13 protein-coding genes are annotated in these 15,878 nt (G+C 43.9%); 8 read left to right on the top strand and 5 right to left on the bottom strand.

What is annotated here, in order from left to right; all coding sequences use genetic code 11:
- Positions 1 to 11 precede the first annotated feature (11 nt).
- The 7 genes from V7R42_RS09585 (at position 12) to V7R42_RS09555 (ending at position 9,168) form a co-directional block, all read left to right on the top strand.
- Positions 12 to 953: a sugar kinase gene (locus V7R42_RS09585; RefSeq protein ID WP_334019961.1), complete on the top strand. Its 942-nt coding sequence runs from the start codon at positions 12 to 14 to the stop codon at positions 951 to 953.
- Between the two features lie 43 nt (positions 954 to 996).
- Positions 997 to 2,385 carry an FGGY-family carbohydrate kinase gene (locus V7R42_RS09580; RefSeq protein ID WP_334019960.1) on the top strand — a complete coding sequence of 463 codons (1,389 nt, stop codon included), beginning with the start codon at positions 997 to 999 and terminating at the stop codon, positions 2,383 to 2,385.
- 86 nt (positions 2,386 to 2,471) lie between these two features.
- On the top strand, positions 2,472 to 3,257 hold the full coding sequence (locus V7R42_RS09575; RefSeq protein WP_049588492.1) for a DeoR/GlpR family DNA-binding transcription regulator: 786 nt from the start codon (positions 2,472 to 2,474) through the stop codon (positions 3,255 to 3,257).
- Positions 3,258 to 3,571: 314 nt separating this feature from the next.
- Positions 3,572 to 5,764, top strand: a complete 2,193-nt coding sequence (locus tag V7R42_RS09570; RefSeq protein WP_334019959.1) for a bifunctional rhamnulose-1-phosphate aldolase/short-chain dehydrogenase — start codon at positions 3,572 to 3,574, stop codon at positions 5,762 to 5,764.
- Positions 5,765 to 5,774: 10 nt separating this feature from the next.
- On the top strand, positions 5,775 to 7,070 hold the full coding sequence (gene rhaI / locus V7R42_RS09565; protein ID WP_334019958.1) for an L-rhamnose catabolism isomerase: 1,296 nt from the start codon (positions 5,775 to 5,777) through the stop codon (positions 7,068 to 7,070).
- 137 nt (positions 7,071 to 7,207) lie between these two features.
- Positions 7,208 to 8,353: an alpha-hydroxy acid oxidase gene (locus V7R42_RS09560; protein WP_334019957.1), complete on the top strand. Its 1,146-nt coding sequence runs from the start codon at positions 7,208 to 7,210 to the stop codon at positions 8,351 to 8,353.
- A 176-nt stretch (positions 8,354 to 8,529) separates the two neighbouring features.
- Entirely contained in the window at positions 8,530 to 9,168 is a 639-nt protein-coding gene (locus tag V7R42_RS09555) for an RpiB/LacA/LacB family sugar-phosphate isomerase (RefSeq protein ID WP_334019956.1), read from the top strand.
- A 106-nt stretch (positions 9,169 to 9,274) separates the two neighbouring features.
- Here V7R42_RS09555 and V7R42_RS09550 read toward each other — a convergent pair whose 3' ends face one another.
- The 3 genes from V7R42_RS09550 to aceK form a co-directional block, all read right to left on the bottom strand.
- Positions 9,275 to 10,675 (bottom strand): sensor histidine kinase, encoded by a 1,401-nt coding sequence (locus V7R42_RS09550; protein ID WP_334019955.1) that lies wholly within the window; start codon positions 10,673 to 10,675, stop codon positions 9,275 to 9,277.
- A complete protein-coding gene (locus V7R42_RS09545; protein WP_334020138.1) occupies positions 10,672 to 11,352 on the bottom strand; it encodes a response regulator transcription factor in 681 nt (226 codons plus the stop codon). Before V7R42_RS09545 ends, V7R42_RS09550 begins: the two co-directional genes overlap by 4 nt.
- A gap of 274 nt (positions 11,353 to 11,626) precedes the next feature.
- Positions 11,627 to 13,357, bottom strand: a complete 1,731-nt coding sequence (gene aceK, locus V7R42_RS09540) for a bifunctional isocitrate dehydrogenase kinase/phosphatase (protein ID WP_334019954.1) — start codon at positions 13,355 to 13,357, stop codon at positions 11,627 to 11,629.
- A gap of 179 nt (positions 13,358 to 13,536) precedes the next feature.
- Here aceK and V7R42_RS09535 point away from each other — a divergent pair, with 179 nt between their 5' ends.
- Entirely contained in the window at positions 13,537 to 13,935 is a 399-nt protein-coding gene (locus V7R42_RS09535) for a response regulator (RefSeq protein ID WP_334019953.1), read from the top strand.
- Positions 13,936 to 14,068: 133 nt separating this feature from the next.
- Here V7R42_RS09535 and arsB read toward each other — a convergent pair whose 3' ends face one another.
- Together arsB and arsH are read right to left on the bottom strand one after the other, a co-directional pair.
- The gene (gene arsB / locus V7R42_RS09530; RefSeq protein WP_334019952.1) at positions 14,069 to 15,109 is read right to left on the bottom strand and encodes an ACR3 family arsenite efflux transporter; all 1,041 of its coding nucleotides are present in this window, start codon (positions 15,107 to 15,109) and stop codon (positions 14,069 to 14,071) included.
- A 22-nt stretch (positions 15,110 to 15,131) separates the two neighbouring features.
- Positions 15,132 to 15,806: an arsenical resistance protein ArsH gene (arsH, locus tag V7R42_RS09525; RefSeq protein WP_438823649.1), complete on the bottom strand. Its 675-nt coding sequence runs from the start codon at positions 15,804 to 15,806 to the stop codon at positions 15,132 to 15,134.
- Positions 15,807 to 15,878 lie beyond the last annotated feature (72 nt).

The raw sequence follows: 15,878 nt of genomic DNA, 5'->3' as shown, positions 1-15,878 counted from the left end.
AGAGCAAATTTATGTACCACAGTGTTTTTATTGGCGAGGTGATGGTAGAGCTGCCTATGACAGAGAGTAATAACGTTACCCTAAACGTCGCAGGTGATACCTTCAATAGTGCAATCTACTTCAAGCGGGTGTTTAACGAGAGTCAGGTGAGCTATTTAACCGCAATTGGTACTGATAAATTTAGTCAGCGTATAAGCCATTTCGCTGAAGGGGAGGGAATAGATAGCTCGCTGATGTTAAAACATCGCAACCGTTTGCCTGGACTTTATGCCATAGAAACCGACTCACAAGGTGAGCGCTCTTTTCATTATTGGCGTGATAGGTCCGCTGCTAAAGATCTTATGAATCTTGCTTTTAATCACGGTGTAACGCTAGACAACGCTGATCTCATTTATTTTACAGGCATAACCCTTGCCGTGCTTTGTGCGGCTCAACGACAGATGTTGCTCGACTTCCTAGAAGAGAGTAAGGCCAAGGGGGCGACCATTGCTTTTGATCCGAACTATCGCCCGATGTTGTGGGAAGGGCTTGAAGATGCAGTTTATTGGACGCAAAAAGCTTATTCTTTGAGTGATATTGTATTTCCAGGGGTAGAGGATCATGCTGCATTATTTGGACATGCTTCTATACCTGAAATAGTAGACTTTTTTTCCTCTATGTCGCCACTGGAGATGATTTTAAAAGATGGGGTTAAACCTGTAAGAGTCGTTACCCCATTCGAAGACACCTTTGTCCCAATCGTACCAATAACAGACGTAGTAGATACCACATCAGCGGGCGACGGTTTTACCGCAGGGTACTTGGCGTGCAGGGCAAAAAAAATGTCAGTAACGCACGCTGTTGAATTTGCGGCAAAATTAGCGGGTACGATCATTCGCCATCCTGGCGCTATCATTCCTCGCCAAGTGATGGACAGTGACTATGTTGATTTATTATCTAGCTCGGTAGATTAATCGCCTTATTTTAGGCACAAATACCATAAGGAAGTATTCATTCATGAGAAAAGCCGTTTTAGACATAGGGAAAACACACATTAAGCTGTTATTTCTCGAAAATAATACTGAATTAGCCAGTTTTAGCTGTAAAAACTCGCCGGTAATAGGTATGTATAGTCAGTGCGATGTCAATGCAATCTGGTCTTGGCTTACCGAAACACTGCGCTCATGTAATTTCACAGCCTCGGTCGAAGCGTTTAGCGTAACAACGCACGGAGCAGCTGGTGCTTTAATTAATCACATAGATAAATCTAACCCTACGGGGTTGGTACTGCCTATCTTGGACTACGAATACGAAGGTGTAGACAGTTGCGAAAAAGATTATGTAACTGTGAGACCAAGTTTCAATGAAACGTTCTCTCCTTCGTTACCTTGCGGTCTAAACCTTGGTAAACAGTTGTTTTGGCTTGAGAGTCATTACCCAAAAGCATTTTCCTCTGCAACCGCGATGTTAATGTACCCGCAATATTGGGCCTGGAGGCTCTGTGGTGAACTGGCTACAGAAGTCACCTCCCTAGGGTGCCATACGGATTTATGGGAACCGCTTTCAGGCCAGTATTCCACCTTAGTCGAGAAACAAAGTTGGCATGGGCTTTTTCCCCCTTTAAAAAACGCGTGGGATTGTTTAGGCACTGTGACAGATGAAGTGAGTGAAGAGACGGGGTTACCGATAAGCTGCAAAGTTTATACGGGGGTCCATGACAGCAATGCGAGCTTACTGCGGTACTTGAAACTAAACCATAATAAAGCATTCTCTGTCATTTCTACGGGAACCTGGACCATTTTAATGCAAGTAAACGGTAACCTTGAAGGCTTGGGAAATCATAAGGATACCCTGTCAAACGTCGATATTTACGGAAATCCAGTGGCTTGCGCCCGTTTTATGGGAGGCCGTGAATACGAACGAATCTGTGCTGCTTTAGGGGGCAATATAGTGATGTCACCGACACAGCAAGATCTTCAAACTGCCATAGATAATTTGTGGATGGTAACGCCAGACTATAGTAACGGAAATGGGCCTTTTGGCGGACTTTCTCCCAGACAATATTGCCCAGAGAATTCGAGTTCTGTACACGCCATTGCAACCTTATATTGTGCATTGATGATTGATCGACGATTAGACGATCTAGACGCGCACGGCGAAATATATATAGAGGGCGCATTCTTAAAAAACCAACTACTCTGTGCGTTGGTAGCTCAATTGCGACCTCATCAAAAAGTTTGGTTGTCTGCTGATAATACCGGTACTGTACTGGGCGCATCGGCATTGACGGAATTTGAGCATTATGACGGAAGTGATATCGCAGTAGAGCCATGCTTAGCGTCAAATTTTAGCGGTATGGAAAAATACAGAGCAAATTGGCTATTTCGCATAAACCAATCAAATTAACGCGTTTTCAATAGTGTCTGATTGATGTTGAGCGTAACTGTGGTTATATTAATGTTAACAAAAAGACCTAACGACAAGGGACATCCATGCTTGAGAAACAGCGCCACCAATTGATTCTCGATATTCTTGATGAAGCCACCTTCATCAGTGTGCGAGATTTGTGCACGCAGCTGAATTCATCAGAGGCCACTATACGCCGAGACCTCAATAAATTGGCGGCACAAAATAAGCTAGAGAAAATACGTGGCGGCGCTCAAGTGATAGAAAGTCGAGCCGTATCGAATATACGCCTATCAGGTAATGCATTCCTAGTCGATAGGGAAAAAAATACCAACACTAAACGTATGATTGCCAAGGCTGCTACGGAAATGTGTGAAGATGGCGAGTCAATTATCATCAATGGTGGAAGCTCGACGTTCATGATGTCGGAGTTCTTAGTTGATCGGCGTATGAATGTATTAACCAACTCGTTTGTACTTGCTCATGAGCTGCTTGAAAATAGTCAGAACCAGGTAACTTTGCCTGGCGGTGAGGTGTACCGTAAACAAAGCATAATTTTAAGTTCGTTTGAGAATGACACCACGCAAAATTATCGCGGCAGTAAAATGTTCATGGGTTCTCCTGGCGTAAGTGAATTCGGTGTAGTGGAGGGAGACCCGCTGCTCATACTTGCCGAGCAGAAGCTACGAAAACGGGCTGAGAAGCTTATTGTGCTTGCCGATAGCTCAAAAATTGGCGTGAAAGGGAATCTTATCTTTTGCGGGATAAAAGACGTAGATACCGTAATCACTGATAGTAACGCCGACGCTGCAACCTTGCAAAAATTGGAAGACAACGGCGTAAATGTGATTGTGGTACAGGCTTGCGATTAACTCGCGTTGGTTAGCGCTTTACTGCCGCGTTTTTGTTTTGTAACGCGCTAACATCAACTACATTTTTTTTAAAACACTCTTCTATTGCCGCATACCTTAAGCGTCTTAACAAGGGCTTACTTCTACAACGCCTTTTTCTCTTTATTAACTTACCGCGGATGTAATTTTCATGTGCTCCATATGTAACATTAATGTTTAATTGTGATTGAAATTGATTGACATAGATTGTTATGGATGTATATTGAGCGTTAGTGGGCTGGTTTAGTTTGCTTTTTGCCCAAATTTCGTAAAATACATTCACAGGACGCGCTTACATGCCTTATAAGCCAGAAGACTACAAATTCGTTAAGTACCTATGGGAAGATGACGTTGCAGACAAACTTGATCCCGTCGAAAACCTGGTGTACCGCTCAAATAAACTAGGTGAAGACCAGCGAATTACTAATACCGGTGGCGGCAATACGTCAGCGAAACTTATTGAAACGGACCCCCTTACTGGAGAGGACGTCGAAGTATTGTGGGTAAAAGGGTCTGGTGGTGATTTAAGAACATCTAAAAAAGAGAATTTTTCATCGCTTTATCAGGATAAGTTGAATGCCCTGGATAATACCTATCAGTCGTTTAGCGATAAGGGCTACAAATCTGCTGGTGAAGACCGCATGGTTGGTATGTTTAAGCATTGTAACTTTTGTTTAAACCCTCGCGCTTCTTCAATTGATACACCTTTGCACTCAATGATTAGTGAGAAGCATGTCGACCATTTACACCCGAATGCAGTGATATCTGTCGCATCTTGCAAAGATCAAAAAGTATTAACCGAGGTTATTTGGGGAGGTAAGTTAGCTTACGTACCTTGGATGCGTCCAGGGTGGGAAGCTGCGAAACTGTGTGAAGATACTTATGCTGAGAACCCAGAAATATGGGGTATTCTGTTAGGCCAACATGGTCACACCAATTGGTCGAATGAAAGCAAAAGCTGTTATGAAACATCATTATGGGTTGTTGAAACAGCGGCGCGCTATATTGAAGAACACGATAAAGGTGAAATGACATTTGGTGGTCAAAAATACCCATCGCTCGATGAATATAGTAGTAAAGCGATGCTAACTAAGTTTCTACCCGTAGCACGTGGTATGTTGTCTAACAAAGTGAAGTTTATAGGCACAGTCCAAAACGACGAAGCTACATTGCGTTTTGTAAACAGTGTTGATGCGCCACGATTAGCCGAATTAGGCACGTCTTGTCCAGATCATTTCTTACGTACGAAGATTAAACCGCTTTATGTCGATTTTAATCCTGAGCAAGACGACATACATATTCTGATTGAGAAGTTCGAACGCGGTCTTGCGAAATACCGCGAGGATTACACGGCTTACTATAACGCGTGTAAACGAGCTGATTCTCCTAAGATGCGCGACCCGAGTCCAACGGTCGTATTGATTCCCGGTGTGGGTATGATTGCTTGGGGCAAAAACAAAAGTGAGTCGCGGGTTACCGCAGAATTCTACAATTGTGCTATTGAAGTGATGCGTGGGGCAGAGGCTATCTCTGAATATACGGCGTTGCCTGCTCAAGAAGCTTTTGACATAGAATACTGGGCGCTTGAAGAAGCTAAATTGCAGCGTATGCCGGCCGAGAAAACACTAGCAAGAGATGTAGTGGTGGTTATTGGTGCTGGTGATGGCATTGGTAAAGCTACAGCGCACCGCGTGGCCAGAGAAGGGGCACACGTTGTATGCGCTGACCTTAATTTGGATAGTGCTGAAGCGACGGCTAAAGAGCTAACTGATATATATGGTCAAGGTATTGGCGTTGCGGGTAGTGGGATATCAGCGTGTGGCCCTGCTATTGCTTTAGCTGTCGATATCACTCGGCGTGAAGCCGTTGAAGCAATGTTGGCAGAGGTTGTTTTCGCCTATGGCGGTATTGATAAGGTCATTGTTACTGCAGGCGTCTTTATTGCCGAAGGGCCGGACCTAGCTAAAAACGACAACGTCTTTGATGTTAGCTTCGGTGTGAACGTTAAAGGCGGCTACATTGTGGCGTCTGAAGCGCAAAAAATTTGGGAAAAACAGGGGCTGAATGGCGCCATGGTTTTAACGACGAGTGTTAACGCCGCCGTATCGAAAAAGGGCTCACTTGCTTATGACACGAGTAAAGCCGCTGCAAATCACTTGACGCGTGAACTTGCGGTGACGCTTTCGCCGTTGATCAATGTGAATGCATTAGCGCCAGCGACTGTGGTACAAGGAAGCAACATGTTCCCTAGGGATCGCGTTATCTCTTCTCTTTCAAAATACGATATAGCCTTTGAAGATAGTGAATCAACAGAGTCACTGAGAAATAAGCTAGCGCAATTTTACGCACAACGCACACTAACAAAACAACCTATTACACCAGAAGACCAAGCTGAGGCGGCGTATTTACTTGTGTCGGGACAGTTGAGCAAAACTACCGGACAAGTTATCAGTGTTGATGGTGGTTTACACGAAGCATTTCTGCGGTAGGAGCGACTTTATGTTAAAACGAATAGATCAAACATTACTAGAAAAAGAGAACAACACACTAAAGCGTGATTTAGAAGCAGATTATGCAGCGCTTGGCGAGAAGCTAGCACGGAGTGACGTGGATATTGAGCGGCTTACCTGCGCCGCGGGCGAATTTCAGATTGCTGTTCCTTCTTGGGGAACCGGTACGGGTGGAACACGGTTTGCGCGTTTTCCTGGCAAAGGCGAGCCTCGCAATATTTGGGAAAAACTGGAGGATTGCGCCGTAATCAATGAGCTTTCTGGTTGTACTGATAGTGTTTCTCCGCACTTTCCGTGGGACACAGTCTCAGATTTTAGTGAGCTAAAAGAGAAAGCAGACGAATATGGCATAAAGTGGGTATCGGTCAATTCTAATACCTTTCAAGATCAAGTGGGGCAAACCGCGTCTTACAAGTACGGCAGCTTGAGCAATACACAAAAAGCCTCTCGAGAACTCGCTATTGCCCACAATTTAGACTGTATTGAGTACGGTAGAAAACTCGGTGCGAAAAGTCTCACGGTATGGGTAGGTGATGGCTCAAATCACCCCGGTCAACAACATTTCCAACGCGCATTTGAACGTTACCTGTCAAGCATGGAAGAAATTTACAAAGGGTTGCCTGACGATTGGGAAATGCATATTGAGCACAAAATGTTCGAGCCTGCGTTTTACTCGACCATTATTCAAGATTGGGGGTCTAATATTCTAGCGGCTATGCAATTGGGGCCAAAATGTAAGTCTCTTGTTGATTTAGGGCACCATGCACCTAATACCAATATTGAGATGATTGTGTCTCGCCTCATTCAATTTAAAAAGTTGGGTGGATTCCACTTCAATGACAGTAAATATGGAGATGACGATTTAGACAGTGGCTCTCTGCATCCTTATCAGCAATTTCTTATTTTTAATGAATTGGTTGATGCAGAATATCGTCAGCAAGAAGAGTTTGGACCTGCTTATATGTTAGACCAGTCGCACAATGTGACTGACCCTGCGGAGAGTTTGATTAACTCAGCGATTGAGGTTCAGCGTTCATACGTGAAAGCGCTTATCGTTGACCGTGAAAAGCTATATGGTTATCAAGATGAAAACGACGCACTAATGGCATCTCTTGAACTAAAAAATGCGTTTAATCTGGACGTGTCGCCTATTTTGGCAATGGCTCGATTGCGCAAAGGTGCGGCAATAGATCCGCTGGCGGTTTATCGCAAATCTAATTATCGAGAGAATATGGCGAAAGCACGTCCAAGAGATCCTAATGCAACGGGATCAGGGATTGTGTAATGAGGAGGGCTCCCTCACACATTCACACTATTGCTGGCGAGTAGTGTTATCAGTGTAAGTGTGTTTTATTAGTAATTTTCAGCCCGTTTATGCGGGCTGTTTTCGTTTCATTCATCACTTTTGATGGCGGAGTTTTCATGAAATTGAGTCATTGTCACAACTTCCATGATTTCAGAAAGTTGGCACAAAAGAAATTACCCGGCCCCATATTTAATTACATTGATGGGGGTGCAGACGACGAAACAACATTAAAACGCAATTCCAATGCTTTCAATGACTGCGACTTAGTGCCTAACGTACTGACTGGTGTTAAAGAGATTGATTTAAGCGTGAGCGTTATGGGCCAACAGCTCAAGTTGCCGGTATATCTTTCACCTACCGCGCTGCAACGACTCTTTCATCACCAAGGGGAAAGGGCAGTGGCGTCGGTTGCAGAGAAGTATGGCACCATGTTTGGCGTATCCTCACTAGGTACGGTCAGTATGGAGGAAATAGCTAAGCAATTTAACACCCCGCAAGTTTATCAATTTTACTTTCATAAAGATCGTGGCTTAAACCAAGCAATGATGGAGCGGGCTAAAGCGTCGGGCATCGAAGTCATGATGTTGACCGTTGACTCCATTACAGGGGGGAATCGAGAGCGCGATTTACGTACTGGATTTTCAATTCCGTTTAAATTGACTGCTGCTGGCCTGTGGCAATTTTTATCGAAGCCCGCTTGGGGCATTAATTACGTCACGCATGAAAAGTTTTCTCTGCCTCAATTAGATGCACACATCAATATGGGGGGCGGAACAAGTTCGATAGGCGACTATTTTACCAACATGTTAGACCCATCAATGAACTGGGACGATGTAGCAGAAATGGTTAAGTTTTGGGATGGTCAATTTTGCCTTAAGGGGATTATGAGTGTAGAGGATGCCAAGCGTGCTGTTGATATTGGCTGTACGGGCATTGTTATTTCTAACCATGGTGGTAGGCAACTAGACGGTTCAAGGAGCTCATTTGATCAACTCGCTGAGATAGTGGATGCGGTCGGTGAGCAAATCGACGTGATATTTGACAGTGGTATTCAACGAGGTACGCATGTGTTGAAAGCGCTGGCGCTCGGTGCTAAGGCGGTTGGATTAGGGCGCTACTACCTCTACGCCCTCGCCGCAGCTGGAGAGAAGGGCGTTGATCGCGCAATGAAACTAATGGTGGCTGAAATTGAGCGTGATATGCGTTTGATGGGGTGTAGCTGTATAAGTGAACTTAATCGAGACCATATTCGTTTTCGTTAGCCTCTATGCCAACCAAAGCAAAAACTTCTTTTTGCTTCAGAAGCGAAAGCATATACATCGTTTATTTCAAATATGGAACTAAGTCATAGTAGTTGAGAGTACACAGTGAGGTGTAAATTGTAAGTATGCTAGGCTAGCTTGAGCTCGGATAAAGAAAGAATCAGTTTGGAGAAGTTATGAAAATTGCACTAATGATGGAAAACAGTCAAGCGACTAAGAATCCGATAATATTAAATGAGCTCACGAGCGTCGCCGACTCGTTGGGACACGCTGTATTCAACGTGGGTATGAATAGTGAAACGGATCATCATCTTACCTACGTGCACTTGGGTATAATGGGAGCTATCTTACTCAATTCAAAGGCTGTCGATTTCGTGATTTCTGGCTGCGGTACGGGCCAAGGGGCAATGATGTCTTTGAATGCTCACCCAGGCGTTTTTTGTGGTTATTGCATCGACCCTTCAGATGCATTTCTGTTTAACCAAGTTAACAATGGGAATGCATTAGCTTTGCCTTTTGCAAAGGGCTTTGGATGGGGCGCTGAACTTAATGCGCGCTATATCTTTGAGAAAGCGCTGACCGGAGAGCGTGGTGCGGGTTACCCCGTTGAGCGCAAAGAGCCGCAAGTACAAAATGCAGGTATTCTCGCAGATTTGAAACGTGCGTTGGCTCCTGAGAGCTATGTTGATTCACTGAAAAAAATGGACGTTGAGTTGGTCAAAACGGCAGTGTCAGGGGAGCGTTTCCAACAATGTCTATTTGACCACGGTCAAGATGAAGACATTAAAGCATACGTGAAGTCGTTATTGGCGTAGGCGTTCGACATATATTGAGACAATGAAAATGTCGGATAAAAACGCTGATGCTCAGAAAAAAGCTTCAGCGTTTTTTTATTTTTCGACAAAAGCGATAGCCCAAAGCTTAACGCTTGAACGTAAATACCACCCCTAACCCGTGCCCCTTTACGAGAGGGTCGTGAATAAACCAAATGCTTCCATCGTGTAGCTTTACAATGGCGGATACGAGTGATAAGCCCAACCCATTTCCTTTGCTGGTTCTACTGCCGTCTGCCCGATAAAACCGGCGTTCTAAATTCACAATTTCATGCTCACCCACGCCAACTCCAGCATCGTTCACGGCAATCACGATATGACTCCCCGTGATAGAAAGTTCTACGGTAACTACACTGTTTTCGTTAGAGTACTTTATGGCATTATCTAACACGTTAGCTACAGCTTGAAAGAGTAGATTAGGATCAGCCAACATTGTGACTGCGTCGAGCTCACTCGATAGGGTGATATTGCGCTCCTCTGCAAGGGGGTGGTAAAGGTCAACCACGTCTTCCACGATGGCGCGCACGTCAGTGGTACAAAAGCCTTCTTTTTTGTTCGTAGTTTCAAGGCCACTTATGCGTAGCAAGCTGTTAAACATATTAAGCAGGTTATCTGCTTCTTGCGTTGTGTCTTCCCTAAGTTGGTCATCTTCGATTTTTTCTAGCGTGTTACGAAGGCGAGATAGGGGCGTTCGCAAGTCGTGAGCAATACTATCGGTTACTGATTTTATACTGTTTACTGAGCTTTCAATAGTATCGAGCATCTGATTAAACACAAATGACAAACTGCTCAGGTCGTCCCAATTACTGTCAATTTCTAAACGCTCTTGCAGGTTACCTGTCTTGATAATATTATCCGCCGTTTGCGACATGCGGTTAATTCGATTTACCACGTAAACGGCTATGGCAAAACTAAGAACACTCAAGGTACAAAGCAACACCACGATGATCCAGCTGAAAGTTTTGCCAAACCACTGTGCACTGTATAAATCGTCAATGCCACGACCTACGTAAAGCACATGGTCACCAAGGGTAACTTCTCTCATAAGGGCCTGGCGTAATGTTTTTCTTGTTGCGCTATTGGGGCGGGTAATTACTATCTCTGAGGTGCTAAAACTGGCGCCTTCATGGCGCTCCAGAATAAGCGGAATTGACGACAAATTGCCAGCCACTAATTGTTCATCTTTACTCAATGCAACAAATGAGCGCAGGTGGTCGGTTTCTGAAGCCATCGATTTGTCACCAAGATAAGACTGGCTATCGCTTTTGGCTATCGCCAACTTAACGGCATCAATTCCAAGGTTTTCATAGAGAGTAATAAGCGCATTTGTTTTGGCATTAACAGCAGCGTTAGATTCCGAAATGAACAAATCGCTGCTGGTTAATCGCCAAAAATAAACAATTAAAACAATAGCAATGCAAGCCAAAGTGGTGAGCAATACGCCTACGCGAAAACTTGAACTACGCGTAAAGTCGCGTATTGCTATCATGCAAGCCCGTCCGCTATTCGATAACCCGTGCCTCTTACGGTTTCGATAAGCGGGACATTAAACACTTTATCCACTTTTTGACGCAAGCGGCTAATGTGAACATCAATCACGTTGGTTTGCGGGTCAAAATGATAGTTCCAAACTTGTTCAAGCAGCATGCTACGCGTTACAACTTTACCTTTATGACGAAGCAAACATTCAAGCAACTGAAACTCTTTAGATTGAAGATCAATTTCTTGATCGCCACGCAATACTTTACGGTTGACTAAGTCTAGCGTGAGATCGCCGACTTTTATTAATGTCTTGTCTTCGCTCTCTTTGTTACGGCCGGCAAGACCCTCAACCCGAGCAAGCAACTCTTCAAAGGCAAAAGGTTTAGTCAAATAGTCGTTCGCGCCTGTTCGAAGGCCCTTGACCTTATCTTCAACTTGGCTCTTTGCGCTTAGTAATAAGACAGGCGTAGTGTTACCTTCTTCGCGAAGTTTTTCTAAAACAGAGAAACCGTCGAGCTCAGGCAACATCACATCTAGAATTACAGCGTCTAATTCGTTATTTGACGCCTGTTGGTAGCCCGATGTTCCATCACCTACAGTAATACATTCATGCCCTTCACCCAATAGTCCATTTGCAATGTGCGAGGCAACCTTTGGATCATCTTCTACAAGTAGCACTTTCATCATTACGCTTCTTTTGTTTATCTACATTCACACACTTGGTTGGCGTTGCTGCCGTCATTTTTTGGCAATTAACGGTTAGCAAGCTAAAACAAGCAGTCGCAAAGCGGTTTCGCTTTCACCTACTTTTACGAGAACTACGTATCGAAACGATCACTTTTAAGCTTTATTGCACGTAACGACGACAGATACAGGTGTTTAGTGTCTCTTGCGCTACCGAACGTTGTGTTACATCGTGGCGATAGCCTGTTTAATCGTACTTTTGTTTTAAACCTAATTAGTCTCTATCAAAACGCATATTGGCGTTGTAAGGCGTAAAGTGTTGAACATCGCCCCGCGCACATTTTTCCTGAACTTCATGCCAATATTCTGGCGTCATTAGGTCGCCGTGCAAAGATTTAAGGATATCTTTGAACTTGCGCTTACCTACAATGAAGTGTTCAAACTGTTCGGGGAACACGTCGTTAGGCGCTACTGAAAGTGTATCAATAGCGTAAGGATCGTCAGATTTCGGCAGGGATCTAAAGTTACGCTCGCTCATTAAGCAAATTTCATCGTAATCGTAAAAGATAACGCGGCCATGACGGGTAATACCGAAGTTTTTATGTAGCATGTCTCCAGGGAATATGTTCGCCATAGCTATTTGCTTAATACAAAGCCCAAGCTCATCTAATGCACGCGTAATTTTTTCTTCATCATTTTCTTTTTGTAGATACAAATTGAGCGGCGTCATCTTCCGTTCAATGTACATGTGTTTAATGATGAGTTCAGACTCTGTGAATTCCAGGCTCGAAGCGCAAGTTTCCTTGAGTTCGTCAATTAGCTCAGGCTCAATTCTGTTAAGTGGGAATCTAAAATTTACGTACTCGTGAGTATCGGCCATTCGGCCCACACGGTCTGACATTTTTACTAATTTGTAGCATTCTTTAACGTGGTCACGCGTAATTTTCTTACTTTCTGCAAACTCGTCTTTGATGATTTTAAACACCACACCATAGGAAGGAAGATGGAAAACCATCATTACCAGGCCGCGAATACCAGGCGCTGCCTCGAATTTGTCATCCGACTCATCCATGTGCTGTAAGAAATTGCGGTAAAATACCGTTTTACCGTGCTTGTAGTGTCCCATTGCCATGTACAGCTCGAAGTGTTTTTTATTTGGGAGAAGCTCTTGAAGAAAAGCGGCAACTTCGGCTGGGTTTTGGGTATCAGCCATAAAATAGCTACGAGCAAAACCGAAAATAACGCTTAGGTCTTTGCGATCGGTCAAAAGCGCATCAACGAACATGTGTGGTTCATTGTACCTTCGCATGGCGATAACAAACGGCAGGGTTTCATCGGGCATGCAAATTCGCCCAATGAGGTAAGCGGCCTTTCCTCGGAAAAAAGTAGGCTTTAGTATTTCAACAGCCTGAACACTGGCTAACTGCTCTTTATTTAGCCGCGCGCGAAGGGCCTTTTCAAGGTTTTGTAAGTCCCGTTCAAAATCCTCAAACGGGATGTTATATCGATAAATTTTGAAAATCGATTCATACATTTCACGCACCGTGGTGGTGGTGTCGAAGCTGTTAATCACTTTGTCTCTGTCTTGTCCTGGTAAAAAACAGCGGCTAGGCAATACAAACATCATGTCGTTATCGATTTTTCTATGCTTAAACAAGCGGCCTATAACTGAGTTATAGAACGTTTCGGCTAGTTCAAACTGCGGGTGCCCTTCTAGCTGTAAAGCGTATACTTTTTTAAGCTCTTGCCAAAAAATATCGTCTTTTTGGTGCACCTGAGTTAGCTGATAAATGTCGGCAACAGCGTCTGAGAGGCTCTGCTCGTAAATGGTTATCCGCTCTTTAGAGGCTAGCTGGGTTTCTTTCCAATTTCCGTTCTCAAACCTTTCCTGAGCGCCGCGTGTGATACGGGTGAACCATCGATAACTTTTATCGAAATGAGACAAAATTTGATAGGCAACTTTTCGTACCAAACTCTTATCTTGGTTAGCAGCTAACGCTTGCATTGTCGTGTATTCCTCATTTTGTTACTCGCTATATCTAACACAAAATAAACGGCTTTAAGAGTGAAGTTTGGCGAAGATGGTGATTAAGTTACCTATATTCAGGCATTTTTTTGTTTTATTATACTTTTGATTAATGTATTCTGTTGACGGATTAATAACCAATTATAAGTTTATATTTGATGGGTTTTAATATTCTTATTTGTGATGACTCGGCGCTGGCGCGAAAAATGGCAAGAAAGAATTTGCCAGATGGCTTTGCTGAAACTATTTACGAAGTGTCTAATGGTATGGACGCGTTGGAAGTGTTGGCACATCACACAATAGACTTAGTTTTACTGGATCTCACTATGCCTGTTCTCGGTGGTATCGGTGTGCTAAGTGAAATAAAAAGTCGTCAGCTAGAAACATTCGTCATTGTTATTTCTGGCGACATTCAGCCAATGATGCAAGAAAAAGTGATGTCATTGGGGGCATTGGGTTTTATTGAAAAACCGATAAAACAAGATGTGCTAACCTCGGTTTTACAACGCTTTGGTTTTATTCTTCCCGACACATATAAACCCGCAATTGCGGTTTAAGATTTGAATTAATAAGAAAAGGCGAACCATGGTTCGCCCTTTTTTTATCCTGTTATTATTCCATTGATGAAGTACCGTTAAAGCGTTTTAGCGTCAGGGTCTCGTCGATGGTTTGTTGCAATTAACACTCACCTTAGTCAAACCAGTGACGTGTATTGTTTGCAAACCACACTAGCGAAAGCATAACCGGTACTTCAACTAATACGCCCACCACGGTGGCAAGCGCTGCGCCACTATGTAATCCGAACAGTGAAATGGCTACAGCTACCGCCAATTCAAAAAAATTCGATGTACCAATCATACATGCAGGTGCGGCAACATTATGCGGAAGCTTCATTCGCTTTGCTGCAAAATAGGCAATGGCAAAGATACCGTAAGTCTGAATAAGTAAAGGTATTGCAATAAGCACAATATCTTGTGGCTGCGATAAAATGGTTTCTGCTTGAAGACCAAACAGGATAACAATAGTCAGCAGTAAGCCAACAACTGAAAAGGGCTTAAATCTACTAACTAATGCGTCAACCGCTGCATTTTTTGAAACAGTATCTCGCGCGCTGTTACTTTTATTTTCCAGGTAACGGCGTGTGATGTAACCTGCAACCAATGGCAGCACAACATACAGTGCGACAGAAAGCAGCAGGGTGTCCCAAGGAACGGTAATATCTGTTACACCTAGCAGCATAGCTGTTAGTGGTGCAAAGGCAACGACCATAATGAGGTCGTTAATCGATACTTGAACCAGCGTGTAATTAGCATCACCTTTGGTAAGATGACTCCACACGAAAACCATGGCTGTACAGGGGGCTACGCCCAGTAAAATCATACCCGCAATATATTCGGTAGCAGTTTGCGGGTCTACCCAATCGGCGAAGATACCTTTAAAAAATAGCCAACCCAACAGCGCCATTGTGAAGGGCTTAATCAGCCAGTTCACTACAAGCGTAAGCACTAAGCCTTTAGGCTTTTTACCGACATTTTTAATAGAACCAAAGTCGATTTGAACCATCATTGGGTAAATCATTAGCCAAATAAGTACCGCCACTACCAAGTTTACGTGTGCATATTCAAGCGCTGCAATAGACTCGAATACATCTGGCATGGCATAGCCTAAGCCCACCCCTGAAATAATGCAAAGGCCGACCCACACTGATAAATAACGTTCAAAGAATCCCATGTTGATTCACCTTTGTCTTATTTTACAACGATTTTTGATTAACACGCTTGCTTACTTCTTCTGCACTTTCTACGCGCTCAGAGTAGCGATCAACCAAAAAATCTTTGTTGTCGCGGGTAAGCAATGTAAATTTCACCAATTCTTCTACAACATCCACTATTCGGTTGTAGTAAGGCGACGGTTTCATGCGTCCATCGTCTTCAAATTCGAGAAAGGCTTTTGCTACTGAAGACTGGTTAGGAATAGTTAACATGCGCATCCAGCGGCCCAAAATACGCATTTGGTTTACCGTATTAAACGACTGTGAACCGCCTGATACCTGCATGATGGCAAGCGTTTTACCTTGAGTCGGGCGCACGCCGCCAAGACTAAGCGGTACCCAGTCAATCATGCTTTTCATAATGCCGGTTATACTGCCGTGCCGCTCTGGAGAGCACCAGATTTGCCCTTCAGACCATATCATAAGCTCGCGCAGTTCTTTAACTTTGGGGTGTGACTCATCTTCAGTATCAGGCTGCGGCAATCCGCGAGGGTCAAAGATTTTGGCTTCTGCGCCAAAGTACTCAAGCAACCGAGCCGATTCTTCAATAACCAGGCGGCTGTATGAACGTTCTCTCAGCGAGCCGTAAAGTAATAAAATACGTGGCTTATGCTCAGAAAATGATGACGCAAATTTGGCCATTATAGGCTTGTGCATGTGTTCCAATACCACATTATCTGATGGCCTTTCAGCTGATGAGGCTGCTTGGCTAGTAGATATTTGTTGATC

The organism is Alteromonas sp. S015, assembly GCF_036864485.1.
In the GTDB taxonomy this organism is placed as follows: Bacteria; Pseudomonadota; Gammaproteobacteria; order Enterobacterales; family Alteromonadaceae; genus Alteromonas.
Note: the sequence above shows the minus strand (reverse complement) of the source record. Positions and strands in the feature narration are given on the sequence as shown.